This is a genomic window from Streptomyces nodosus (genome assembly GCF_008704995.1).
Lineage (GTDB): Bacteria > Actinomycetota > Actinomycetes > Streptomycetales > Streptomycetaceae > Streptomyces > Streptomyces nodosus.
Genome location: NZ_CP023747.1, coordinates 6,682,768 through 6,704,075 on the forward strand (window position 1 = coordinate 6,682,768; position 21,308 = coordinate 6,704,075).

Consider the following 21,308-nt stretch of genomic DNA (forward strand, 5'->3'; position numbering starts at 1 on the left):
CGATCTCTGGGGAGTAGGAGGACCGTTCAGCTCAGCCGCGCGCGGCCACGAACTCCTTGATCGAGGCTGTGACGTAGTCCAGCATCTCGTCGGTGAGTGCCGGGTAGACCCCGATCCAGAAGGTGTGCTCGGTGATGAGGTCGCTGTTGGTCAGCTCGCCCACGATCCGGTGCGGCTGGTCGATGTAGGCCGGGTGGCGGGTCAGGTTGCCCGCGAACAGCCGGCGGGTGCCGATCTTGCGCTCCTCCAGGAAGTCCACGAGTTCGGCGCGGCGGAACGGCGCCTCGGGGTCCACGGTGATCACGAAGCCGAACCAGCTCGGCTCGGAGCGCGGGGTGGGCTCGGGCAGCAGCAGCCCCGGAACCCCGTCCAGGCCCTCCCGCAGGCGCCGCCAGTTGCGCTGCCTCGCCTCGATGAAGGAGTCCAGCTTGGCGAGCTGGGTCAGACCGAGTGCGGCCTGGATGTCGGTGGCCTTCAGGTTGTAACCGACGTGCGAGAAGATGTACTTGTGGTCGTAGCCGGCCGGCAGCGTGCCCATCTGGTACTTGAACCGCTTCAGGCACCGGTCGTTCTCGCCCGGCTCGCACCAGCAGTCCCGGCCCCAGTCCCGCAGCGACTCCACGATCCGGGCCAGGGCGAGGTTGGACGTCAGGACGCAGCCGCCCTCGCCCATGGTGAGGTGGTGGGCCGGATAGAAGCTGACGGTCGTCATGTCGCCGAAGGTGCCGGTGAGCTTGCCGTCGTACAGCGAGCCGACCGCGTCGCAGTTGTCCTCGATGAGGAACAGGTCGTGCTCCTCGGCGAGCTGGGCGATCTCGGTGACCTCGAAGGGGTTGCCGAGCGCGTGGGCGATGATGATGGCCCGCGTCTTCGGGCCGATCGCCGCCGCCACCCGGTCGGCGGTCGCGTTGCAGGTGGTGAGGTCCACGTCCACGAACACCGGGACCAGGCCGTTCTGCAGGATCGGGTTGACCGTGGTCGGGAAGCCCGCCGCGACGGTGATGATCTCGTCGCCCGGCTTCAGCCGCCGGTCCTCCAGGGTGTGCGAGGTGAGGGCCGACACGGCCAGCAGATTGGCCGACGAACCGGAGTTCGTGAGATGGGCCTTGCGGCGCTTGAGGCGCCGGGCGAAGGCCGACTCGAACTTGCGCGAGCTGGTCCCGGCGGCGATGCGCATCTCCAGCGCCGCCTCCACCAATGCCGCCCGGTCGTTCTCGTCCAGGACGGCGCCGGACGGCCAGATCTCGGTCGTACCGGGGACGAACTCCTGGGCAGGGGAGGCCTCTCGGTGGTACTCGCGGACGCCTTCGAGTACCAGGTCCTTGCGGTCGCTCATGATCGTTTCCCTTCTTCGGCCGATGCGTCGGCCGTGATCCCGAGTGGTGTGCCGCGTAGGGGGTGTTCCGGCGGCAGTACGGAGGCGAGCAGCTCGCGCAGGGAGTCGTCGAGGCTGCGAAGCGGGCGCCAGCCGAGCAGGCGCCGCGCGCGGGAGACGTCCAGGCACTGCCACGCGACGTCGGTGCGTGAGCCCGGTCCCTCGGCGGCCTCGGCCACCGGGAGCTCAAGGCCACTGAGCGTGATCATCCGGTGGATCAGCTCGCGCATCGGTACCGCCGTGCCACGGCCCACGTTGATCACCTGACCGGCCACATCCGCCGCCGGCGCGGTGATCGCGGCCAGCACCGCCGCGGTCGCGTCGCGGGCGTCCACCAGGTCGCGGGCCGCGCGCAGCGCCGGAAGACGCAGTTCGGCGGCCTTCTCGCCGCGCGCGTCGGCACGGGCGGCCGCACCGAGGTGGGCCGCGACCCGGCCGAAGAGACTGCCCTCGGGAACCCCGGCGCCGATCACGTTGGCGAGCCGCAGCACCACGCCGTCCACCCCCTGCTCCCGGGCGCGCAGCACGGCCCGCGTGCCCTGGAGCTTGGTGCGGCCGTACGGGGTGACCGGAACGGGCTCGTGCTCCTCGCAGGTGGCGGCGTCCGGGGCGCCCGCCCCGTACTCGTGGACCGTGCCGAGCTGGACCAGCCGTACCGGCGGACCGGGCAGCGCCGCGAGCGCTGCGAGGACCCGCTCGACCAGTTCGGCGTTGCCCGCGGCCATCTGCGCCTCATCGGCCTGCCAGGCCCGGCCGGCCGCGTTGACCACGACGTCGGCGCCGGCCGCCGCGAGGACCGCGGCGATCTCCCGCGGCGACGCCGTCACCAGGTCCAGGCCGACGGCCGACACGCCGGGCCCGGCGGCCGGCGCGGGGACCGCGGGCGCGCTGCGGGAGACCAGGTGCACCCGGGCGCCGTCCGCGGCGCACGCAGCGCCGATGCGGCGGCCCAGAAAACCGGTGCCGCCGAGGACCACGACCGAGAGGCCGGCCACCGGCCGGTGCTCAGACCGCACGGCTCGTTCCGTGCTTGACGGCCTTCCACCAGTCGGGGTTGTCCCGGTACCAGGCGACCGTGTCGGCCAGGCCCGTCTCGAAGCCGGTCTGCGGCGCGTAGCCGAGCTCCTCACGGATCTTCGACTCGTCGATCGAGTAGCGCAGGTCGTGCGCCTTGCGGTCCGCGACGCGGCGGATCATCTCCTCGCCCGCGCCGGTCAGCTCCAGCAGCCGCTCGGTCAGGGCGAGGTTGCTGTACTCGTTGCCGCCGCCGATGTTGTAGATCTCACCGGGCCGCCCCCCGATGAGCACCAGGTGGATGCCCCGGCAGTGGTCGTCCACGTGCAGCCACTCGCGGACGTTGCGGCCGTCGCCGTACAGCGGGACCTGGCGGCCCTCCAGGAGGTTGGTGACGAACAGCGGGATGACCTTCTCGGGGTGCTGGTAGGGCCCGTAGTTGTTCGAGCAGCGGGTGATCGAGAGGTCCACGCCATGGGTGCGCCAGTAGGCCCGCGCGACCAGGTCCGAGCTGGCCTTCGAGGCGGCGTAGGGGGAGTTGGGCAGCAGCGGCCACTCCTCCGTCCAGGAGCCCTCCTCGATCGAGCCGTACACCTCGTCCGTCGAGACGTGCACGACCCGCTCGATGCCGCTCTCCAGCACGGCGTCGAGCAGGGTCTGGGTGCCCAGGACGTTCGTACGGAAGAACTCGCCGGCGCCCTCCAGGGAGCGGTCGACGTGCGACTCGGCCGCGAAGTGGACCACGGCGTCGTGGCCGGGCACCAGTTCGCGCAGCAGGTCGCGGTCGCACACGTCGCCGCGGACGAACACCAGCCGCTCGTGCGAGGCGGGCAGGTTCTCCCGGTTCCCCGCGTAGGTCAGCTTGTCCAGGGCGGTGACCTGGGCGCCCTCCCAGCCGGTGTACTTTCCGGCCAGCAGGCTGCGCACGAAGTGCGAGCCGATGAAGCCGGCCGCTCCGGTGACCAGGATCCTCATGCCGCGACCTCCACTCGGGTGTGGTCTCCGACGACCAGGCAGTGATGGCCCGTGCCGGGGCCGGTGGTGCCGACGGACGCGGCGCGCCCGATCAGCGAGTTGCGCAGGCCGCGCACGCCGGTGACCGACGCCTCGTCCAGGGCGATGGAGCCCTCCAGCCGGCTGTCCGTCACCGTGCAGTCCCGCCCGATGGAGGTGTGCGGGCCCACCTGGCTGTCCTGAAGGACCGTGCCCGCGCCGATGATCGCCGGGCCCTCGACCCGCGACCGCACGATGCGCGCCCCCGCCTCGATCACGACCCGGCCGACGAGCACGCTGTCGGCGTCGACCTGTCCGTCGACGCGCGGGGTCAGGCCGTCCAGGAGGTGGCTGTTGCACTCAAGGACGTCCTCGACCCTCCCGGTGTCCTTCCAGTAGCCGTCGTAGAGGCTGGCGCGCACGTCCGCGCCGGAGGTGACCAACCACTGGACGGCGTCGGTGATCTCCAGTTCGCCGCGGCTGCTGGGCGAGATGGCCGCCACCGCCTGGTGGATGGCGGCGGTGAAGAAGTAGACCCCGATCAGGGCCATGTCGCTGCGCGGCTGCCACGGCTTCTCCACCAGGCGCAGCACCTCCCCGTCGGGGCCGAGTTCGGCGACGCCGAAGGAGCGCGGGTCGGGGACCTTGTGCACGACGACCTGGGCGGCCGGGCGCTGCCGGGTGAACTCCTCGGCGATCTCGGTGACTCCGTCGGGCAGCATGTTGTCGCCGAGGTACATCACGAAGTCGTCGTCGCCGAGGAAGCCGCGGGCGATGGACACGGTGTGGGCCAGTCCGCGCGGTGCGTCCTGGGGGATGTAGGTGATGCGCACGCCGAACCGGGCACCGTCGCCGAGCACGGCCTCGATCTCGGGGCCGCGGTTGCCGACGATGACGCCGACCTCGGTCACGCCCAGCTCCCGGACGGCGTTCAGCACATGCACCAGCACGGGTGTGTTGGCGATGGGGATCAGTTGTTTGGGCATCGAATAACTGAAAGGCCGCAGGCGGGTACCAGATCCGCCGGCGAGCACCAGAGCCTTCATCGAGAGGTCCTCTCGGTTTCGTGTATTCATGCCGGTTCGAGCGCGTCGACCACGCTCGCGGGCGAGGGCATGGCGGCGATCTCCCGGGAGAGTTCGCGGGCCCGCTCGCCGTAGGTGTCCTTGGACAGCAGTTCCTGACAGGAGTCTGCGATCGCGTCGGCCGCGTCCTCGCCGGGCAGCAGCGTGATCGCTGCCCCGTGATCGGCGACGCGAAGGGCCGGCTTCTCCAGCACGGCGCCCCGCGGAATGAGCAGTTGGGGCACACCGGCGTTCAGCCCGGTCAGGGTGCTGACGCCGCCCCCGTGGTGCACGAGCACATCGCAGGTGGGCGCCACCACGTCGAGCGGTGCCCAGCCGGCCCGGATGCCCGGCAGTTCGTCGTGCAGGGCGTCGGCGACCGCTTCCGGCGCGGCGACGATCAGCTCGACGTCCCAGGCGGCGACGTCCTTGGCGAGGCCGCGCAGGAATTCGAAGTTCTTGTCGTAGCTCTCCTTGGCGACCCGGCTCCCGGACGTCACCAGGACGCGGCGGCGCTCGCCCCGGCGGTACATCCAGGGCTCCAGCCGCCGCTGGGCGTTGGCCGGGACGTACCGCATCGGCTGGGCCGGGGCGGCGCCGGCCGGCCGCAGGCTCGGCGGGCAGATGTCCACGAACACATCGGGTAAGGGCAGCCGGTCGAGGTCGAACTCCGCGAGTTCCGGACGGAGTTCGGCGTCCGCGCCGGGATGGATGCCGTCGGCCTCGATGGCGTCCCAGGTCTGGCGCACATGCGGCACGCCGAGGTGCAGGGCCAGCAGCGGGGCGACGTAGCTCATCGTGCCGCCGACGATCAGGTCGGGCCGCCAGGCGCGGCAGAACTCAAGCATCCGCGGCAGGCTGGAGGCGGCCATGCGCGCGAACCAGCGCCCGGTGAAGAGCGCCTGCTCGACCGGATCGGAGGGGATCTCCTCGGGGTTGCCGGCCCGGTCCGTGGTGATGAAGTGCCGGATCGGCAGATCGGTGGTCGCGATGCCCGGCAGGCCCGAGGCGGTGATGACCGGAACCATGTCGTCGTTCGCGGCCATGACGACCTGGTGACCCGCGTTGCGGGCGGCGGTGGCCAGCGGGGCCAGGGCGAACACCGTCGCCGGGCTGCCCGCCGCCACGAAGAGCATTCTCACGGTGTTCCCGCCTTGCTGAATCGGGGCAGGAGGTCTGCCCGTACGGCCTCGGCCACGGTCGGCGCCTTCGCGTCCTTGTCCGAGATGAGGGGCGTCTCCGGGCAGTTCCAGGGCAGCGCGAGATCCGGATCGAGCGGGTTGATGTCGATCTGGGTGCCCGGCACGTACGCGGTGGAGACGACGTAGCAGATGCAGGCGTCGTCGGTGAGCGCCAGGAATCCGTGGCCCACGCCCTCGGGGACGTAGACGGACCTGCCGGAGCTCGCGTCCAGTTCGCTGACCTGGTGCTCGCCGAAGGTCGGGGAGCCGATCCGCAGGTCCACCACGAGGTCGCGCAGCGCCCCGCGGACGCAGGTGACGTACTTGGCCTGCCCGGGCGGTATGCGCACACTGTGGATCCCGCGCAGGGTGTGCCGTCTCGACACGGAGTAGTTGATCTGCCGGGGCCGGAAGGCGGCCCCGGTCACGCTCTCCAGCACGTCGCTGCGGAAGGCCTCGTAGAACGCCCCGCGCTCGTCCGGAATCTGGTCGGGCGTGATCAGGTAGGTCCCGGGCAGGGTCATTTCCTCGATGCGCACTACACGCTCGCCTCTCTCGGTTCGGTGGCTGCTCGCGACCGTCGCTCCAGATCGGCGGCCACGTCGGCGGGGGACGGCATCGCGGCCATCTCCGCGCCCAGCCGGCGGGCTGACCCGGCGTAGCGCGGGTCGGACAGCAGCTCGTCCAGGGCCTGGCCGACGATCCGTGGGTCGTCCTGCCGGTCCGGGGTATCGAAGGACAGTCCGGCACCGGTCTCGGTGAGCCGGTCGGCCAGCGGGAAGTGGTCCGCCAGCTGCGGCAGCACCAGCTGCGGCAGTCCGAACGCGGTGGCGGTCATCGCCGTGCCGGCACCGCCGTGGTGGACCATCGCGTCGCAGGTCCCGAGGAACAGGTGCAGGGGCACCGGGTCGACGACCGTCACGTTCCCCGGCAGCGGCCCGACCCCCGCGCGGTACGGCCGCGGCAGCGTGACAAGGATCTCGGTGTCACGGCAGGCGGCGAGGGCGTGCAGCAGGCCGCGGATGAAGGGCTCGCCGTGCAGGGCCGGCGTGTTGCCGAGCGAGACGGCGACCCGTCGCCGCCCGGCTCCCGGGCCGGGGTCCGCCCGCACCCAGGCCGGCGTCTCGGCGCCGCCGCTGTAGGGCACGTACCTGATCGGCACGCCCGCCTCGCCGTCCGGTATCCGCAGGCCCGGCGGGCACGGGTCGAGCAGCACGGTCGGGTCCGGCAGCGCGACCGGCCCGGGGCGCCCCGCCGGCTTCGGGACGTCGGCGCGCACGAAGCGCCGGGCGGGGCCGGAGAGCGCGTCTACCGTCCACCGGTGGTGCACCACCGGCACACCCAGCCGGGCGCTGATGATCAGGGAGCAGTACTCCAGCGGGTCGGCCACGATCAGCTCGGGGCCGTACTCGTCGGCAAGGGCGGTGTAGTGGCCGAGGTGCGCGGCGGCGTGGGCCCACCACAGCCTGCCGTAGCCGCCGAGCAGTTCCGGGGCCGGCCGGGGCCGGGCCTGCAGGGGCCGCTGCTCTGCGGGCAGGTTCCTCAGCAGCATGGCGTCGACGTCGAACGACTTGCCCACCTCGACAGCGGTGAGCCCGGAAGCCCGGACCGCGCCCACCACATCGGGCTGGCAGAGCACCGTCACCTCGTGGCCGGCCGACCGCAGCGCCCACAGCAGGGGCACCAGGGGCAGGTAATGGGACGGTACAGGGGTGGTGATCACCAGTACGCGCATCTGACGGACAGTCCTTTCCGGCCTGTACGGGCGCGTTCAGCGGCGCTCGGCGGTCAGGCGCTCCAGCAGGGGCACGATGTCCTTCGGCGCGGGCGCGGCCAGCATCTCGTCGTACAGACGGCGGGCGCCGAGGGAGAACGACGGGTCCTGCAGGAGCCGTACGAGTTGCTTGTGCAGTCCCGCGACGTCCAGAGTCTCGGGATCGGCGACCAGACCCGCCCCCATGTCCTCGACGTACCGGGCGGTGACCATCTCGTCCCACATCGGCAGCGGCACCACGAGCTGGGGCACCTGGAAGTTGACGGCGGCGGAGAACGTCCCGCCCCCGCCGTGGTGGATGATCGCCGAACTGGTCGGCAGGACCTGGTTGAGCGGCACGTACTCGACCGTGCGGACGTTGTCGGGCACGGTGCCGACCGCGGCGAGCTGCTCGCAGTTGAGGGTGGCGACGACCTCGACGTCCAGGGCGGACACCGAGTCGAAGAACTCGCGCATGGGGAAGCCGCTGTACTTGCCGAAGAGCTTGCGGCGGCTCACCCCCAGGGTGAGCACCACGCGCGGACGTTCGGGCCGGTGGTGCAGCCAGGCCGGGAGGGCGGCCGCGCCGGTGTAGGGGACCCGCCGCACCGGGACGTGCGTGAGGTCGAGCGGCAGCCGCATCCTGGACTGGGTCAGGTCCAGGGTCCACTGGCCGAGCAGCATCTCGTCGTTGAAGTCCAGCCCGTACTGCTCCAGTATCGGGCCGTACCAGCTCGCCCAGGGGTGCTCGGTCAACTCGGCGTCCGGCCGCGCCAGTTCCCGCTTCGTCCGCTCGTGGATCAGGGCGATGTTGTCGGTGCCCCAGACCAGGCGGGCGTGTGCGGCCCCGCTGACCCGCGCGGCGACGGGGGCGGGGAACATCAGTGGGTCCCACAGCACCAGATCGGGCTGCCAGGCGCGGGCGAAGTCGACCAGGTTGTCCAGCACGGGCCTGCGGCCGCCCGGCTCCGCGGGCTCGGGGTAGTGCATCCGGAACATTCCGGTGAGGATCGCGCGCGCCGTGCGCCAGCCCTCCGACTCCTCCGGTTCGAACGCGTCGAAAGCGAGCGAGGGGCGGTTCGGCTTGTTGTCCCCCGTGTTCTTGCTCAGGGCTTCCGGCAGCTCCTCCGGCGAACCGAGCGGTACGGCCGTGAGCCCGGCCGCGCCTATGTTCGCGATCACCCCCGGGTCCACGACGCCCGCATGGCTCGCCACGACGACCTCGTGCCCGGCGCTCTGCAGCGCCCAGGCCAGCGGCACGACGGGATACAGGTGTGCCGTCGCCGGGAAGATGGTGAACAGGACACGCATCGTTGAAACTCCGTTCGTGTTCGGGTGCACCGGGGTGTGCCGGTGGGAGATGGGCCCGGGGTGCGTGCGGACCCGCGCCGTCAGGGCGCGGCGTCGCCCCCGCGGGTGCGGGCCGTGCAGGCGACGAGCGCGCCCGTCGCCGACACGGCGGTGAGAAACGCCAGCGCGCCCCGGTATCCGCCGCCGGAGGACGCGGCCGCGGCCGGCAGCGCGAGCACCGCCCCGAGCTGTACGGCCGTCTGGTAGACCGGCACCGCGGCGGCCCGGTGCTCGGCCGCGATCCCGGCCGTGGCCTGGAGGTTGAGGGCCGCGAAGGACAGCACGAAGCCGGCCTCCACCAGCAGCAGTGCGGGCAGCACTCCGGTGGCGTACGTCGCGGGCGTCCCGGTGAGCAGGGCGGTCACGCAGCCGAGCGCCGCGGCACAGCTTCCGGCCCTGATCAGCCGTTCGGTGCCGAAGCGCGCCACCATCCGTCCTGCGAAGGGCAGCGCGAGAGCCAGGGGCAGGCAGGCCGGCAGGAACGCGAGCGCCGTGCGCCAGGAGCTCCACCCCCACGGGTCGTGCAGCCGGTGGGCGAGCAGCATCAGCAGGCCCAGATACGTGCCGTTGAGCGCGGCCGCGCACACCGCCGAGCGCCGGAACGGACCGTTGCGCATCAGCCGCGCCAGGGTCGCCCCGAGCGGCGCGGCGGGCGCCGGCGCCGTATCGCGCGGGATCAGCCGGGCCCCGGCCACCAGCAACAGCAGGGCGACCGGGGCCGGGAACACCGGGTTCCAGCGCCAGCTCAGTTCGGTGAGCGCCCCCGAGCACAGCAGTCCCGCGGTGAACCCGGCCGCCCCGAAGAGCGAGTACACCGACACCGCCCGGCGCTGCTCGGCCCCCGGCCGGAACGTGGTGCTGATGATCGCGAGCCCGGTGGGCGCGGTGAGCGCGGCGCACATGCCCTTCACCACCCTGGTGGCGACCAGCACCGCGCCCTGGTGGGCGAGACCGCCGGCCATCGAGGCGGCGATGAACACCGGCAGCGAGGCCAGGTACACACGCCGCCGGCCCCACCGGGCGACGAGACGCGGGCCGAGCAGCAGCAGCGCCGCGAAGCCGGCGGCGAAGCCGCTCATCACCCACTGGCTGCCTAGCATCGAGAGCCCGAGGTCCCGCCCCAGCGCCGGCAGGGCGACCAGCATGACGGAGACCTCGAGGGCGTCGATGAGCATGTTGCCGGCGAGCACGAAGAGCAGGGCCCGCCGTCCAACGCCGTTGCGGGGGGAGGCGTGTGAGGAGAGCGTCGTCATCGGCTCGGCCGTCCGCCCGCTCAACCGAGCAGCGTGCCGCCGCTGGCGTCCAGATAGGAGCCGGTGATCCAGCGGGAGTCGTCGCTCGCGAGGAAGGCCACCACGTCGGCGACGTCCCGTGTCTCGCCGACCCGTCCGAAGACCGAGTAGTTCGCCATGGCCGCCACCGCCTCCGGGTCGTCGAAGATCGGTGTGCCGTTGTCGGTGATGCCCGGGCCCACGCTGTTCACGGTGATACCGCGGGGGCCGAGGTGTTTGGCGAAGTGCAGGGTGAGCTGGTCGACGGCGCCCTTGGTCATCGCGTACGCCACCTCCTGCGGGTTGGCGACCCTGGTCAGCCCGGAGGAGATGTTGATGACCCGGCCGCCGTCGGGGAGGTTGTCCAGCGCGCGCTGCACGAGGAAGTACGGCGCCTTGGCGTTGACGGCGAAGAGCCGGTCGAACGCCTCGGGCGTGAGGCTCTCGGGGGCCACGCCGCCCATGACGCCTGCGTTGTTCACCAGGACATCGAGGGTGACGGCGCCGGTGCGCTCCTTCAGCTCCCGCTCCAGGGCCAGGAAGAGCTCGTGGACGTCGCCGGGCACCCCGAGTTTGGCCAGCACCGAGAAGCCCCGGCCGCCCTCCTTCTCGATGGCGGTGACGGTGTCGTCGGCGGCCTCGCGGTTGCTGGAGCAGTGCACCGCGACGAGCGCCCCCTCGCGGGCCAGCCGGATCGCCGTGGCCCGGCCGATGCCGCGGCTGGAGCCGGTGACGAGCGCGGTCTTTCCGGTCAGTTTGCCCATGGTGGTCCTCCTGTGCGTCGTGTGCTGACGATTCGGTCGGCGAGCGCCGGGAGCCGCTGGGCGGCCGGGCTCCGTCACGGCAGGGCCGCCGCCGTCGAGCCCGCTGATCATCGCGGCGAGGTGGCGGCGGGCCGACGGGATCCCGAGCAGTTCCCGGAACACCGTCCGCACGCCATCCACTTCGGGCCCGCCGAACAGCAGCTGGGCCTGGGCCTCGATGTTGCCGAGCACGCGTGCGCCCACCGGGTGGCGGACGGAGTGGTAGGTGTCGAGCAGTTCCTCGCCGGCCTGGCCGGCGAGATGTGCGGCGAGCTTTCCGCCGAGGTCCGCCGCGTCTTGCAGGCCGAGGTTGAGGGCCTGCCCGCCCACCGGCAGCTGGACATGGGCGGCGTCCCCGGCGAGGAACACCCGGCCGATGCGGTAACGGGCGGCCTGCCGCCTGGCGTTGTGGAACGCGTTGAGCCAGACCGGCTCGGCGCCGCCGAGGTCCTCGCCGGTGACGTGGGCCCACACCGCGCGGACCTCCTCGAACGAGGGGGTCTTCGACTCCCCGGGTGCCCGGTCGAACGCGTGCACCATGATGCGGGTGACGCCGTCCGGTCCGCGGCGGGCGTTGGCCACCCCGTTCGCGTGCCGCTCGAAGCGCCGCTCCCGCAGGTCGATGCCCGCCAGGTCCGCGCGCAGCAGCTCCCTGGTGGGACCGGCACCGGGGAACTCGAAGCCGCCGAGCCGCCGTACGGCGCTCTCCTCGCCGTCGCAGCCCACGACGTACGCGGCGCTCAGCCGTAGCCGCTCACCCGCCGACGTGGTCGCGACGACGTGCACCTGGTCGGACGCCTCGACCAGACCGGTCACCGTGTGTCCGCGTCGCACCTCGGCGCCGAGCCCGGTCGCCCAGTCCGCGAGAACGGCCTCGACGCGGGTCTGCGGCGCCTTCCACTGGCCGGCGTACGGACTGTCGCCGGCTTCGGTCAGGGCGAGGAGGATACCGCCGAAGTGGCCGGGCCCGGCGTCCGGCGGGGGCCCGAGCCGTTCGACCAGGCCCCGCTCGTGCAGCAGTTCCATGGTGCGGGCGTGCAGGATCGACGCCCGCGACTCGGCGGTGGGCTCGGTCAGCTTCTCCAGCACGGTCACCCGCGCCCCGCCGGTGCGCAGCTCCCCGGCGAGCAGCAGGCCGACCGGTCCGGCGCCGACGACGAGCACATCGGTGTCGAGCGCGGCCATGGTCAGCGCTTGTTCTCGGCGTAGTCCTTGGCGTGACCCAGGGTGGCGCGGCTGTTGGTGCTCAGCGCGCTGCGGACGTACTCCCGGGCGTCGGCGACGGTCGCGTCCGGGCCCAGGACCGCGGCGATGTTCGCCGTGTTGAGGACCACGGTGTGCTGCGAGGTTGCGGCGACGCCCCCGGCGTTCTCCGTGAACGTCCAGTAACCGGTGTGCAGGGTCATCAGCGCGGGCAGGGTGACCTGCTTGTACGCGATCCGGTGGTGCGGGAAGACCACCCGGTACGACTTGGTGGTGTGTGTCGAGCCGTCCTTGGCGCGGGTGTCCATCTCCAGGGTCTGCAGCCCCGGGGCGTCCTCCGAGAAGCGGACGGAGGCCACGTGCGGCAGCCGTTCCACCCACAGCCCGGCCTCGTTGACGAAGTCGTAGACGTCCTTGGCCACGCCGGCGATCTGCACGGTGTCCTCGAAGGAGAACGTGATCTCTTCGGAGGCGTGGGCCAGCTCGACGTTGGTTTTCAGCGCGGCCAGCTCCGAGCGGGAGTTGCGGTCGACGGCCTCGTCGATCCACTTCAGGCCCTCCGGGTCGTCGTCGACGGCCCGGTAGTCGTGCAGCAGCCGCACCCGCGACGACGTCTCGGACAGCGGCTCGATGATCCACGTGCCGCCCATGGCGGCGACCGGCGGGGTGGAGACCTCCTGGCGGAACGTGATCCGCAGGCTCCCGGGGTCCAGGGTGCGGCGCGAGGTCCAGTTCTTCGCCTCGCCGTTGGCGGTGGCCCAGATCCGGATGCGCTCCTCGCCCGCGCCGCGCGCGACGTGGTCCACGTAGAGGGTGGGCGGGAAGATCCGCGGCCAGTTCTCCACCTCGGCGATCAACCGGTAGACGGCGGCGGCCGGGGCCTCGACGGTGATGGTGTGCTCGACCTGACGGGTCGTCATGATGTGCTCTCCTCCGTGGCTCAGAAGTTGCCGAGGCCGCCGCAGACGTTCAGTGCCTGGGAGGTGATGGAGGCGGCGGTGTCGGACGCCAGGTAGCCGACCAGGCCCGCGACCTCCTCCGGTGTCGAGTAGCGACCGAGCGGGATCTTCGCCTGGAACTTCTCGAGGATGGCGTCCTCGCTGGTGTCGTACGCGGCCGCGTAGCCCTGGCGCACGCGCTGCGCCATCGGTGTCTCGACGTAGCCGGGGCACACCGCGTTGACGGTGATGCCGGTGGGCGCGAGCTCGTTGCCGAGCGCCTTGGTGAAGCCGACGACACCGTGCTTGGAGGCCGAGTAGGGGGCGCCGAGCACCACGCCCTGCTTGCCCGCGGTGGAGGCGATGTTGATGACGCGGCCGCGGTCCTTGTCACGCATGCCGCCCGTGGTGAGCACCTCGCGCGTCATCAGGAAGACGCTGTCGAGGTTGGTGGCGATGACGTCGTGCCAGAGTTCGTCGGCGATGTCGGCGGTGACTCCGCCGCCGGACCGGCCCGCGTTGTTGACGAGTACGTCGATCGTGCCGAAGCGCTCGACCGCCTGCCGCACGAACCGTCCTATGTCGTCGGCGGAGCGGACGTCGCAGGGGGCGCCGTCCACCTCCAGCCCCTCGTCGAGGAGTTCCTTGACCGTGCGGGTCACGCTGTCCTCGGTGCGGGCGCACAGGAACACCCGGTGGCCCTGCTCGGCCAGCAGCCTGGTCACCGCGAGGCCGATACCGCTGGTCGCCCCGGTGACGAGGGCGACCTTCGGATTCTGCTGCTTCATGTCTGTCTCCTGCAGAAGGTTGGAAGCGCGAGGCGAGAGGGGGCGCGAGAGGAGAAAACGCGCCGCCGGTTCCTGTCGGAGGCATCGACGAGAACCGGCGGCGCGGTCCGGGGCTGGGCTCAGCCGATCTCGGTGGGCACCAGAAGGGCGTTCACGGACTCGATCAGCGCACGCGGGGTCTTGGCGTCGGTCAGCGTGTCGTCGTCGAGGGTGACGCCGAATTCGCGCTCGATGCGGCCGCCGGTCTCCAGCATCGCCAGGGACTCGTAGCCCAGCGACTCGAAGTCGGTGTCGATGATGTCCCCGTCGAGGTCGACGCCTTCGTCCGCGCCGGCCCCCTCGCGCAGGATGCGCTTGAGGTCGTCGATGGTGAACTCGTGAGAAGCCATGGGTGAGTGTCCTTCCGTTGCTGCGGTGGGGAGTCGGTGATGCCGGTCCTCCGCGCGCCGGCTGACCGTCGCCACTCGTCGGCGGGCCGGGCCCTATGCGGCGGAGCGCACCACGATTGCGGAGTTGAAACCGCCGTGGCCGCGGGCGATCACCAGGGCGGAGCGCACTGTGGCGGTCCGCTCCTGGTCGACGACCAGGTCGAGGCCGTGCTCGGGGGAGGGCGTGACGCCGATGGACGGCGGGATCACCCCGTCCCGCATGGCGAGGAACGCGGCGGCCAGGTCCAGGGGAGCCGCTCCCGAGTAGAGCCGCCCGGTCATCGTCTTGGGCGCCGTCACCGGCACCGCCCCGGCTCCGAACACCTCGTTGATCGCCGCGGCCTCGATCCGGTCCAGCTCGGGGATGGCGGCCGCGTCGGCGAACACCACGTCGATCTCGCCCGGCGTGGCCCCGGCATCGGCCAGCGCCAGTTCGATCGCCTTGCGCAGACCCGCGGGACGCTCGCTGCCCGGGCGGGGGTCGAGCGTGGAGCCGTACCCGGCGATCTCGCCGTAGATCTGCTTCGCGCCCCGGGCTCGGGCCTGCTCCAGTTCCTCCAGGACGAGCAGGGCGCCGCCCTCGCCGGCCACGTGGCCGTTCGCCGCGGCATCGAAGGGCAGATACGCCCGCTCCGGGTCGGTCCTGGTGCTCAGCCGGTTGCTCGCCATCTGGGCGACCCAGCCCCAGGGGCAGATCGAGGCGTCCACGGCCCCTGACATCACCAGCCGGGTGCCCTTGCGGATCTGGCGCCGCGCCTGGGCGACCGCGTCGAGTCCGCCGGCCTGGTCGCTGACGACCACGCCGCTCGGGCCTCGCATGCCGTTGCGGATGGAGATCTGGCCGCTGTTGACGGCGTAGAACCAGGCGAACGACTGATACGCGCTGACGTACCGGCTTCCCTGGCTCCACAGGGCCTGCAACTCCCGCTGGCCGAACTCGAAGCCGCCCGAGGAACTGGCCGTGATCACGCCCATCTCGAACTCGGGCAGTTCCCCGGGACGCACCGCGGCGTCCTCGAACGCCCAGTCCGCTGCCACGAGGGCGAGCTGTGTCATCCGGTCGGTCTGCGGCAGCAGCCGGCCCGGCAGATACTCCGCCGCGGCGAATCCCTCGATCTCCCCGGCCAGTTGGGCCGGATACCCGTCGGGGACGAACCGCGAGATGCGGCCGATGCCGCTGGTTCCCTTGCGGGTCGCCGTCCAGTAGGCCTCCGCGCCCAGGCCGTTGGGGGCGACGACGCCCAGCCCGGTGACGGCGACCCGGACGCCGGACCCGTTCATACTGCCCTCCGATCGGGATGGGCGAGCACCATGGCGCTCTGGAAACCACCGAACCCGCTGCCCACGGACAGCACGGTGTCGGTCCTCCAGTCCCGCGCGGTGAGCGGCACGTAGTCGAGATCGCACTCGGGGTCGGGTGTGTGCAGGTTGGCGGTGGGCGGCACGGCGTTGTTCTCCATCGCCAGCACGCTCGCCGCGATCTCGATCGAGCCGATGGCGCCCAGGGAGTGCCCGACCATCGACTTGATGGAGCTGACCGGCACGGCGTACGCGTGCTCGCCGAGGCTGCGCTTGAACGCGGCGGTCTCGTGCCGGTCGTTCTGCTTGGTGCCCGAGCCGTGCGCGTTGATGTAGTCGACTGCTTCCGGAGCGAGCCGGGCCTCGTCCAGGGCGACTCGGATCGCCTCGGCCATCTCGCGTCCGTCGGGGCGCAGCCCCGTCATGTGGAAGGCGTTGCTGCGCGTGGCGTATCCGGCTATCTCCGCGTACACATGGGCGCCGCGCCGCCGTGCGGTGTCCAGTTCCTCCAGGACGAAGACCGCCGAACCCTCGCCGAGCACGAACCCGTTGCGCGTCCCGTCGAACGGGCGGGAGGCGTGCTCCGGATCGTCGTTGCGCGAGGTGGTGGCCTTGATCGCGTCGAAGCAGGCCACGGTGATGGGCGAGATCGGGGCGTCCGCCGCGCCCGCCACCATGACGTCGGCCGATCCCTCGCGGATCAGCTCGGCGGCGTAGCCCACGGCGTCGAGGCCCGAGGTGCAGCCGGTGGAGACCACCGTGGTCGGGCCCTCCGCACCCACCGCCCAGGCCACCTCAGCGGCGAAGGAACTGGGCACCATGTAGTTGTAGAGGTGCGGGACCGCGTACTCGTGGTCGACCAGTTCGAGCCGTCCGCTGTCGCTGACGGTCCGGTACTCCTCGTCGAGCCCCATCGTCGCGCCGACCGCGCTGCCGATGGTCACGCCGGTCCGGTGCGGGGCCAGGGCGTCGAACTCGAGTCCGCTGTCCGCCACCGCTTCCCGCGCGGTGACCACGGCGAACTGCGCGGCCCGGTCCATCCGGCGGATCTCCTGGGCGCCGAGACCCAGCAGTTCGGCGTCGAAGTCGACCTCGGCGGCGACCTGCGAGCGGAACGGGGACGGGTCGAAGAAGCTGATGCGCCGGGTCGCGGTGCCCCCGTCGGCCAGCAGGCTCCAGAAGTTCTTGGCGCCCACGCCGCCCGGCGCGGTGACGCCGATGCCAGTGATCACGACCCGCCTGCCGTCCGGGCCGCTCACCGTGCGGTCCAGTGGTAGAAGCGCCGTGCCATGGCGTCGGCGGGGGAGCGCCAGGTGGCGGGGTCGTAGGCGGTGATGAACGGCTTGAGGTCCTCGCTGATGCCGACGAACCGCGGGTCCGTCTTGGTCGCCTCGATCCGCTCGCCGCCGTCCTCGGAGTCGAAGTCCTGGAGGTGGAAGTAGAGGCCCCGGTAGGTGAAGAGCTGTCGGCGCCGGGTGCCCATTCGGTGCGGCATGTCCGTGGCGTCGAACCCGCCGAAGAGCCGGGCGACGTCATCGGCCGAATGAGGTTCCATCCGGGCCACGATCAATGTGCTGTGCATGCGTCTCTCCTTGTCAAGCCTGCTGGATCCGGGACGGACCGAACCAGCGCTCCAGTGCCATGGGCAGATCGTGGTGGCTGCCCGGCGCGGCCCAGGCCACGTGCCCGTCCGGACGGACCAGCACCGCCGACGTGCCCGAGAGCGGACCGTCGGCCGGGACGCCGTGGGGCTCCGCGGTCACGATGTCCACCCGGTCCGACCACCCGGCCGCGCGGTCGCGGAGGACAGCGTTGTCCTCCAGGTCGAGCAGCACACCCCGCCCCGCGCGCAGCAGTTCGGTGCTGCTGGTCTTGCGCCGGTCGCCGACCAGTTCCAGGTGCGGCATCCGCAGACCCAGCAGCGGGTGGCGGCCCGGGCCGACGTCGTAGCGGATCTCCAGGCCGCTCACCATGCCGGCGAGATGGCGGCTGACCTCCTTGTACCGGATCAGCTCCGCCAGTACGTCGCGCAGCGGCTGGACCTCGTCGCCGCTGAGGAAGAGCAGCCCCTGCGCCCTGGTGTTCGTCATCAGCCGCTCGCCCACCGCGTGCCGTTCGCCGTGGTAGGTGTCCAGCAACTCCTCGGGCGCGGTGCCGCGGACCACGGCGGCCAGCTTCCAGCCGAGGTTCAGGGCGTCCTGGATACCGGTGTTCATGCCCTGGCCGCCGGCCGGCAGATGGATGTGCGCGGCGTCCCCGGCCAGCAGTACTCGGCCCCGCCGGTACTCGGTGGCGAGCCGCGTCGCGTCGCCGAACGCGCTGACCCACTCGTGCTCGGCGTGCGAGATGTCGATGCCGGTGATCCGCTGCCATGCCGCGGCCACCTCCGCGTACGAGGGCGGCTCGGCGCGTCGGCGCGGCGGCGTACCGCGTTCGCAGACGATGATGCGGGTGACGCCGCGGTCGCCGAGCGGGCCGCACATGACCATGCCGCCGGAATACGTCTCGCCGATCAGCCGCGGCTTCAGGTCAACGCCCTTGATGTCCGCCAGGTACATCTCCATGGTCGCCGCGGTGCCCGGGAAGTCGAAGCCGGTGGCCTTGCGTACGGTGCTGCGGCCGCCGTCGCACCCCACGAGGTAGGAAGCCGTCAGCCGGCTCTCCTCGCCCTCGGGGCCGCGCACCTCGGCCTCGACGTGGTCGCCGTGGTCGCGCAGGGTGATCAGGTCGTGGCCGCGTCGGAGGTCGACCCCCAGCTCGCGCACCCAGCCTTCGAGTATCGTCTCGGTGTCCGACTGCGGCACGGTCTTGGCCGCCTGGTGGATGCTGTCGAGGACGCCGAAGTCCACCGGCAGCCCGCCGAAGTGGCCGGCGTTGCTGGTGCCCATGTCGCCGAAGCGGTGCAGCAGCCCGCGCTGGTCGAAGACCTCCATCGTCCGTGTCGTGAAGCCCAGCCCGCGGGACTCGCCGGTGCGCTCCCGGAGCCGGTCCAGCACGATGACGTCGACTCCCGCAAGCCGTAGCTCCCCGGCGAGCATGAGTCCGGTGGGACCTGCGCCGGCGACGATGACGGAAGCGTCCATGGATGTGTCCTCCGGGGCATCGGAATGGTCGGTACGACGAAGCGGCGCACCGGAATGGGACATCGGTGCGCCGCTTGATGCTTTTCTGCAGTGATATTCGTGCCGGATGAATCGACACAGTGCTGCGGAAGCTAATGAAGAGCTTCTTCGGAATCCCGGCGGATGTCAATACCCATATTCCAGTTCAACGACATGCTTGAGTCAGAACTTTGTTAAATCAAATTTTTGGGGCAACAAAAAAGCTCCACCAGGTGAGGTTCGCCCTGGTGGAGCCGTTGTGCGCGGCGGCTGTCGCCGGCGCCTGTCAGGCGTGGTCGCCGAACGACGCCTGGACGTCCTGCTCGTGGTAGTAGGTGCGGCCGTTGATTGCGCGGCGGCGCCACTGGTCCTCGCTGGCCCGCCGGTAGACGCTGCCCGGCGCGACGCCCCACAGCGCGGCGATGTCCCGGGCGGTCATCCAGCGCACCGCCGGCTCCGTGCGCTCCGTGCCCGGCCGGCCGCTGCGCCGCATCCACTCCTGCCCGGACCAGCGGTGCGCGGGCTCCGTGTCGCAGCCGACCTCGACCGCGAGGGCGTCGCCGCCCGGCCGGACCGCCGCGGTGAGCGCGCCCCCGCAGCCCGGGACGACACAGTCGCCGACCGGGACCCGGCGCCGCGGGGCCGGGTCGACAACCCGACGGGCCCGGCGTACACACCGTGCCACCTCGTCGGACAGCTCGCCGGCGGCCCGGTGCGCGAGGAGCCATGCGGAGTGCCGCAGCAGGAAGTCCGCGATCTGGGCCGGGGTGTCCTGCGGGGCGCCGACGCCCCGCTCCTCGACCACCAGCGCAGCCCATGACCGCAGAATTCCGGTGATCCCCGAACGGGCCTCGGCGGCCGCCGTGTTGAAGGACAGCCCGGGCACGGAGCCGCCGCCGGACGTGCGGTCGCGCGGCCGGTCGACGCCGGTGAGCAACTGTCCGCACTCGTCGTGCAGGCGCGGCAGCCGCCGCAGGTCGTGGGTCAGACGGAGCCGGCAGTTCGGGCAGAGCCGGCTGCCGGCGACGGCCAGCTCCGGGGCGCGGCCGGCGGCGACGCTGCGCAGGCACGCGGTGCCCTCGCACTCCGTCGGTTCCGTGGTCGTCGTGCGGACGGTATCCGTGGTGTCCTTGAATCCGTGAATCATTTCCCCCACCGCTTCGAAGTGCGGCGAATCTATTTCTTGGATTCAGGGACCGGCAAGCGATGACCCGCTACATGTATTTTCTCTGTAGCGGGTCATCGGTTTTTCGAACCGGCCTGTCCTGGTGATGTCCTAGATCGAGAGGCGCGCCGCGATGCCGTCGAGGACGGAGTCCAGACCGGCCTCGAACTGCCACTGCTGGTCGTCCTTGCGCCGGGCCTCGGTGATGTAGCGCGCGTACATCGGGAACCGGCCGGTGGTGATGAGCCAGGCCATCTGCGAGGCCAGTCCGGCGCGGGCCTCCTCGCGGGTGGACCAGCCGCGGACGCGCAGCATCTGCGTCAGTCCGATCTCCGAGTCCACCGCGCCGTGCACATAGGAGGTGAGGGTGTTGTAGACCGCCATGGCGTTGTCCGCGTCCAGCCCGAGGCCGTCGAGCGCGGCCAGGACGGCCTCGGTCACGGCCAGCTGGTTCGGGGTCGGCGCGCACCATGTCGCCCGCGTCACCCACGAATGCTGCAGCAGGACCTCCCTTATCCGCAGGGCGACGGACCGCAGGGTCTCGCGCCAGCCCTCCTTGCCGTCGGGCAGCAACAGCTCCGCGTACACGAAGTCGACCATCAGCTCGAGGAGCTCGTCCTTGCCGGTGACGTAGCGGTACGCGGCCATGGGGGCGACGCCGAGTTCGGTGGCCAGGCGGCGCATGGTGACCGCGTCGAGTCCCTCCGCGTCGGCGATGCCGACGGCGGTCCTGGCGATGCGCAGGGGGGTCAGGGTGGTGCGAGGGACGGGCGCCGGCCGCTCGAGCCGCTCCCATACGGAGACGTGGTCCTTGTCCTCGCTCGCTGCTTGTCTCTCCCGGGCGGTCATCGCTTCGGTTCCTTCCGACGAACAGTGCTGTGTACAGCGTATCAGGAGTGGACAGCGTACGCGGAGATGTGTACGTTGTACGAGAAAGATACGGCGTATACACCAAGGAGTCCTCCATGGCCGACGTGACTGACGACACCATCCGCACCGCGGTGATCATCGGCAGCACCCGGGATGGACGGTTCGGTCCGGTCGTCGCGGACTGGATCGCCGGGCACATCGCCCAGCGCGAGGACATGGAGGTGGACCTGATCGACCTTGTCGAGACGCCTCTGCCCACGGTCTTCCCGGTGTTCGGGCAGACCCCCGCCGACGAGGTCGTGGCCCAGCTCGGCGCGGTGTCGCCGCGGCTGGCCGACGCCGAGGCCTTCGTGATCGTCACGCCCGAGTACAACCACAGCTTCCCCGCGCCGCTGAAGAACGCCATCGACTGGCACAACGAGCAGTGGCACGCCAAGCCGGTCGGCTTCGTCTCCTACGGCGGACTCGCCGGCGGCCTGCGCGCCGTCGAACAGCTCCGTGTCGTGCTCGCGGAGCTCCACGCGGTCACGATCCGCAACACCGTCAGTTTCCACAACTACCGCGAGGTCTTCGATGCCGACGGCAGGCCGGCCGACCCCGGGTGCGATGTTGCGGCCAAGGCCATGCTCAACCAGCTCACCTGGTGGGGGCAGGCCCTGCGCGAGGCCAGGCGCGCGCGCCCGTATGCCGTCTGACATCCCTCCACTCGTGC

20 protein-coding genes are annotated in these 21,308 nt (G+C 71.5%); 1 reads left to right on the forward strand and 19 read right to left on the reverse strand.

Going from position 1 to position 21,308, the window contains the following annotated elements:
- Nucleotides 1–31: 31 nt before the first annotated feature.
- The 19 genes from rfbH to CP978_RS29810 all read right to left on the reverse strand — a co-directional run bounded on the left by rfbH (nt 32) and on the right by CP978_RS29810 (nt 20,575).
- Nucleotides 32–1,336 carry a lipopolysaccharide biosynthesis protein RfbH gene (gene rfbH / locus CP978_RS29720; RefSeq protein WP_043445916.1) on the reverse strand — a complete coding sequence of 435 codons (1,305 nt, stop codon included), beginning with the start codon at nt 1,334–1,336 and terminating at the stop codon, nt 32–34.
- Nucleotides 1,333–2,391, reverse strand: coding sequence for an NAD-dependent epimerase/dehydratase family protein (locus CP978_RS29725; protein ID WP_052454369.1), 1,059 nt, complete (start codon nt 2,389–2,391; stop codon nt 1,333–1,335). Before CP978_RS29725 ends, rfbH begins: the two co-directional genes overlap by 4 nt.
- Complete coding sequence (rfbB, locus tag CP978_RS29730; protein ID WP_043445919.1) at nt 2,381–3,364, reverse strand: dTDP-glucose 4,6-dehydratase; 984 nt, start codon at nt 3,362–3,364, stop codon at nt 2,381–2,383. The genes CP978_RS29725 and rfbB overlap by 11 nt, the downstream gene beginning before the upstream one ends.
- A complete protein-coding gene (locus CP978_RS29735; protein ID WP_043445922.1) occupies nt 3,361–4,428 on the reverse strand; it encodes a glucose-1-phosphate thymidylyltransferase in 1,068 nt (355 codons plus the stop codon). The genes rfbB and CP978_RS29735 overlap by 4 nt, the downstream gene beginning before the upstream one ends.
- Before the next feature lie 26 nt (nt 4,429–4,454).
- Nucleotides 4,455–5,582: a nucleotide disphospho-sugar-binding domain-containing protein gene (locus tag CP978_RS29740; protein WP_079162377.1), complete on the reverse strand. Its 1,128-nt coding sequence runs from the start codon at nt 5,580–5,582 to the stop codon at nt 4,455–4,457.
- 2 nt (nt 5,583–5,584) lie between these two features.
- Nucleotides 5,585–6,166 (reverse strand): dTDP-4-dehydrorhamnose 3,5-epimerase family protein, encoded by a 582-nt coding sequence (locus CP978_RS29745; protein ID WP_174498694.1) that lies wholly within the window; start codon nt 6,164–6,166, stop codon nt 5,585–5,587.
- Entirely contained in the window at nt 6,166–7,362 is a 1,197-nt protein-coding gene (locus tag CP978_RS29750) for a nucleotide disphospho-sugar-binding domain-containing protein (RefSeq protein ID WP_043445931.1), read from the reverse strand. The genes CP978_RS29745 and CP978_RS29750 overlap by 1 nt, the downstream gene beginning before the upstream one ends.
- A 36-nt stretch (nt 7,363–7,398) precedes the next feature.
- A complete protein-coding gene (locus CP978_RS29755; RefSeq protein WP_043445934.1) occupies nt 7,399–8,691 on the reverse strand; it encodes an activator-dependent family glycosyltransferase in 1,293 nt (430 codons plus the stop codon).
- A gap of 80 nt (nt 8,692–8,771) precedes the next feature.
- Nucleotides 8,772–10,007 carry an MFS transporter gene (locus CP978_RS29760; protein ID WP_227745506.1) on the reverse strand — a complete coding sequence of 412 codons (1,236 nt, stop codon included), beginning with the start codon at nt 10,005–10,007 and terminating at the stop codon, nt 8,772–8,774.
- On the reverse strand, nt 10,004–11,989 hold the full coding sequence (locus tag CP978_RS29765) for an SDR family oxidoreductase (protein WP_043445941.1): 1,986 nt from the start codon (nt 11,987–11,989) through the stop codon (nt 10,004–10,006). The genes CP978_RS29760 and CP978_RS29765 overlap by 4 nt, the downstream gene beginning before the upstream one ends.
- A gap of 2 nt (nt 11,990–11,991) precedes the next feature.
- Nucleotides 11,992–12,927, reverse strand: a complete 936-nt coding sequence (locus CP978_RS29770; protein ID WP_043445944.1) for an aromatase/cyclase — start codon at nt 12,925–12,927, stop codon at nt 11,992–11,994.
- A 20-nt stretch (nt 12,928–12,947) separates the two neighbouring features.
- Nucleotides 12,948–13,733, reverse strand: a complete 786-nt coding sequence (gene fabG, locus CP978_RS29775; RefSeq protein WP_043445947.1) for a 3-oxoacyl-ACP reductase FabG — start codon at nt 13,731–13,733, stop codon at nt 12,948–12,950.
- A 119-nt stretch (nt 13,734–13,852) separates the two neighbouring features.
- The gene (locus CP978_RS29780) at nt 13,853–14,122 is read right to left on the reverse strand and encodes an acyl carrier protein (protein WP_043445950.1); all 270 of its coding nucleotides are present in this window, start codon (nt 14,120–14,122) and stop codon (nt 13,853–13,855) included.
- Nucleotides 14,123–14,215: 93 nt separating this feature from the next.
- Nucleotides 14,216–15,442 (reverse strand): ketosynthase chain-length factor, encoded by a 1,227-nt coding sequence (locus tag CP978_RS29785; protein WP_043445955.1) that lies wholly within the window; start codon nt 15,440–15,442, stop codon nt 14,216–14,218.
- Entirely contained in the window at nt 15,439–16,719 is a 1,281-nt protein-coding gene (locus tag CP978_RS29790; protein ID WP_043445958.1) for a beta-ketoacyl-[acyl-carrier-protein] synthase family protein, read from the reverse strand. The genes CP978_RS29785 and CP978_RS29790 overlap by 4 nt, the downstream gene beginning before the upstream one ends.
- Complete coding sequence (locus CP978_RS29795; RefSeq protein ID WP_043445961.1) at nt 16,716–17,042, reverse strand: TcmI family type II polyketide cyclase; 327 nt, start codon at nt 17,040–17,042, stop codon at nt 16,716–16,718. The genes CP978_RS29790 and CP978_RS29795 overlap by 4 nt, the downstream gene beginning before the upstream one ends.
- Nucleotides 17,043–17,055: 13 nt before the next feature.
- Nucleotides 17,056–18,543, reverse strand: a complete 1,488-nt coding sequence (locus CP978_RS29800) for an FAD-dependent monooxygenase (protein ID WP_043445964.1) — start codon at nt 18,541–18,543, stop codon at nt 17,056–17,058.
- A gap of 304 nt (nt 18,544–18,847) precedes the next feature.
- Nucleotides 18,848–19,708: a hypothetical protein gene (locus CP978_RS29805; RefSeq protein ID WP_052454370.1), complete on the reverse strand. Its 861-nt coding sequence runs from the start codon at nt 19,706–19,708 to the stop codon at nt 18,848–18,850.
- Nucleotides 19,709–19,837: 129 nt separating this feature from the next.
- A complete protein-coding gene (locus CP978_RS29810; RefSeq protein ID WP_043445967.1) occupies nt 19,838–20,575 on the reverse strand; it encodes a TetR/AcrR family transcriptional regulator in 738 nt (245 codons plus the stop codon).
- Between the two features lie 116 nt (nt 20,576–20,691).
- Between CP978_RS29810 and CP978_RS29815 the strand changes: the two genes are divergently transcribed.
- A complete protein-coding gene (locus CP978_RS29815) occupies nt 20,692–21,291 on the forward strand; it encodes an NADPH-dependent FMN reductase (RefSeq protein ID WP_107070471.1) in 600 nt (199 codons plus the stop codon).
- Nucleotides 21,292–21,308 lie beyond the last annotated feature (17 nt).

Excerpts from the sequence above, each read along its gene's own strand:
- rfbH (WP_043445916.1), bottom strand. The coding sequence starts at position 1,336 with ATGAGCGACCGCAAGGACCTGGTACTCGAAGGCGTCCGCGAGTACCAC.
- rfbB (WP_043445919.1), bottom strand. The coding sequence starts at position 3,364 with ATGAGGATCCTGGTCACCGGAGCGGCCGGCTTCATCGGCTCGCACTTC.
- CP978_RS29735 (WP_043445922.1), bottom strand. The coding sequence starts at position 4,428 with ATGAAGGCTCTGGTGCTCGCCGGCGGATCTGGTACCCGCCTGCGGCCT.
- CP978_RS29740 (WP_079162377.1), bottom strand. The coding sequence starts at position 5,582 with ATGCTCTTCGTGGCGGCGGGCAGCCCGGCGACGGTGTTCGCCCTGGCC.
- CP978_RS29750 (WP_043445931.1), bottom strand. The coding sequence starts at position 7,362 with ATGCGCGTACTGGTGATCACCACCCCTGTACCGTCCCATTACCTGCCC.
- CP978_RS29755 (WP_043445934.1), bottom strand. The coding sequence starts at position 8,691 with ATGCGTGTCCTGTTCACCATCTTCCCGGCGACGGCACACCTGTATCCC.
- CP978_RS29765 (WP_043445941.1), bottom strand. The coding sequence starts at position 11,989 with ATGGCCGCGCTCGACACCGATGTGCTCGTCGTCGGCGCCGGACCGGTC.
- CP978_RS29770 (WP_043445944.1), bottom strand. The coding sequence starts at position 12,927 with ATGACGACCCGTCAGGTCGAGCACACCATCACCGTCGAGGCCCCGGCC.
- fabG (WP_043445947.1), bottom strand. The coding sequence starts at position 13,733 with ATGAAGCAGCAGAATCCGAAGGTCGCCCTCGTCACCGGGGCGACCAGC.
- CP978_RS29780 (WP_043445950.1), bottom strand. The coding sequence starts at position 14,122 with ATGGCTTCTCACGAGTTCACCATCGACGACCTCAAGCGCATCCTGCGC.
- CP978_RS29785 (WP_043445955.1), bottom strand. The coding sequence starts at position 15,442 with ATGAACGGGTCCGGCGTCCGGGTCGCCGTCACCGGGCTGGGCGTCGTC.
- CP978_RS29795 (WP_043445961.1), bottom strand. The coding sequence starts at position 17,042 with ATGCACAGCACATTGATCGTGGCCCGGATGGAACCTCATTCGGCCGAT.
- CP978_RS29800 (WP_043445964.1), bottom strand. The coding sequence starts at position 18,543 with ATGGACGCTTCCGTCATCGTCGCCGGCGCAGGTCCCACCGGACTCATG.
- CP978_RS29805 (WP_052454370.1), bottom strand. The coding sequence starts at position 19,708 with ATGATTCACGGATTCAAGGACACCACGGATACCGTCCGCACGACGACC.
- CP978_RS29810 (WP_043445967.1), bottom strand. The coding sequence starts at position 20,575 with ATGACCGCCCGGGAGAGACAAGCAGCGAGCGAGGACAAGGACCACGTC.
- CP978_RS29815 (WP_107070471.1), top strand. The coding sequence starts at position 20,692 with ATGGCCGACGTGACTGACGACACCATCCGCACCGCGGTGATCATCGGC.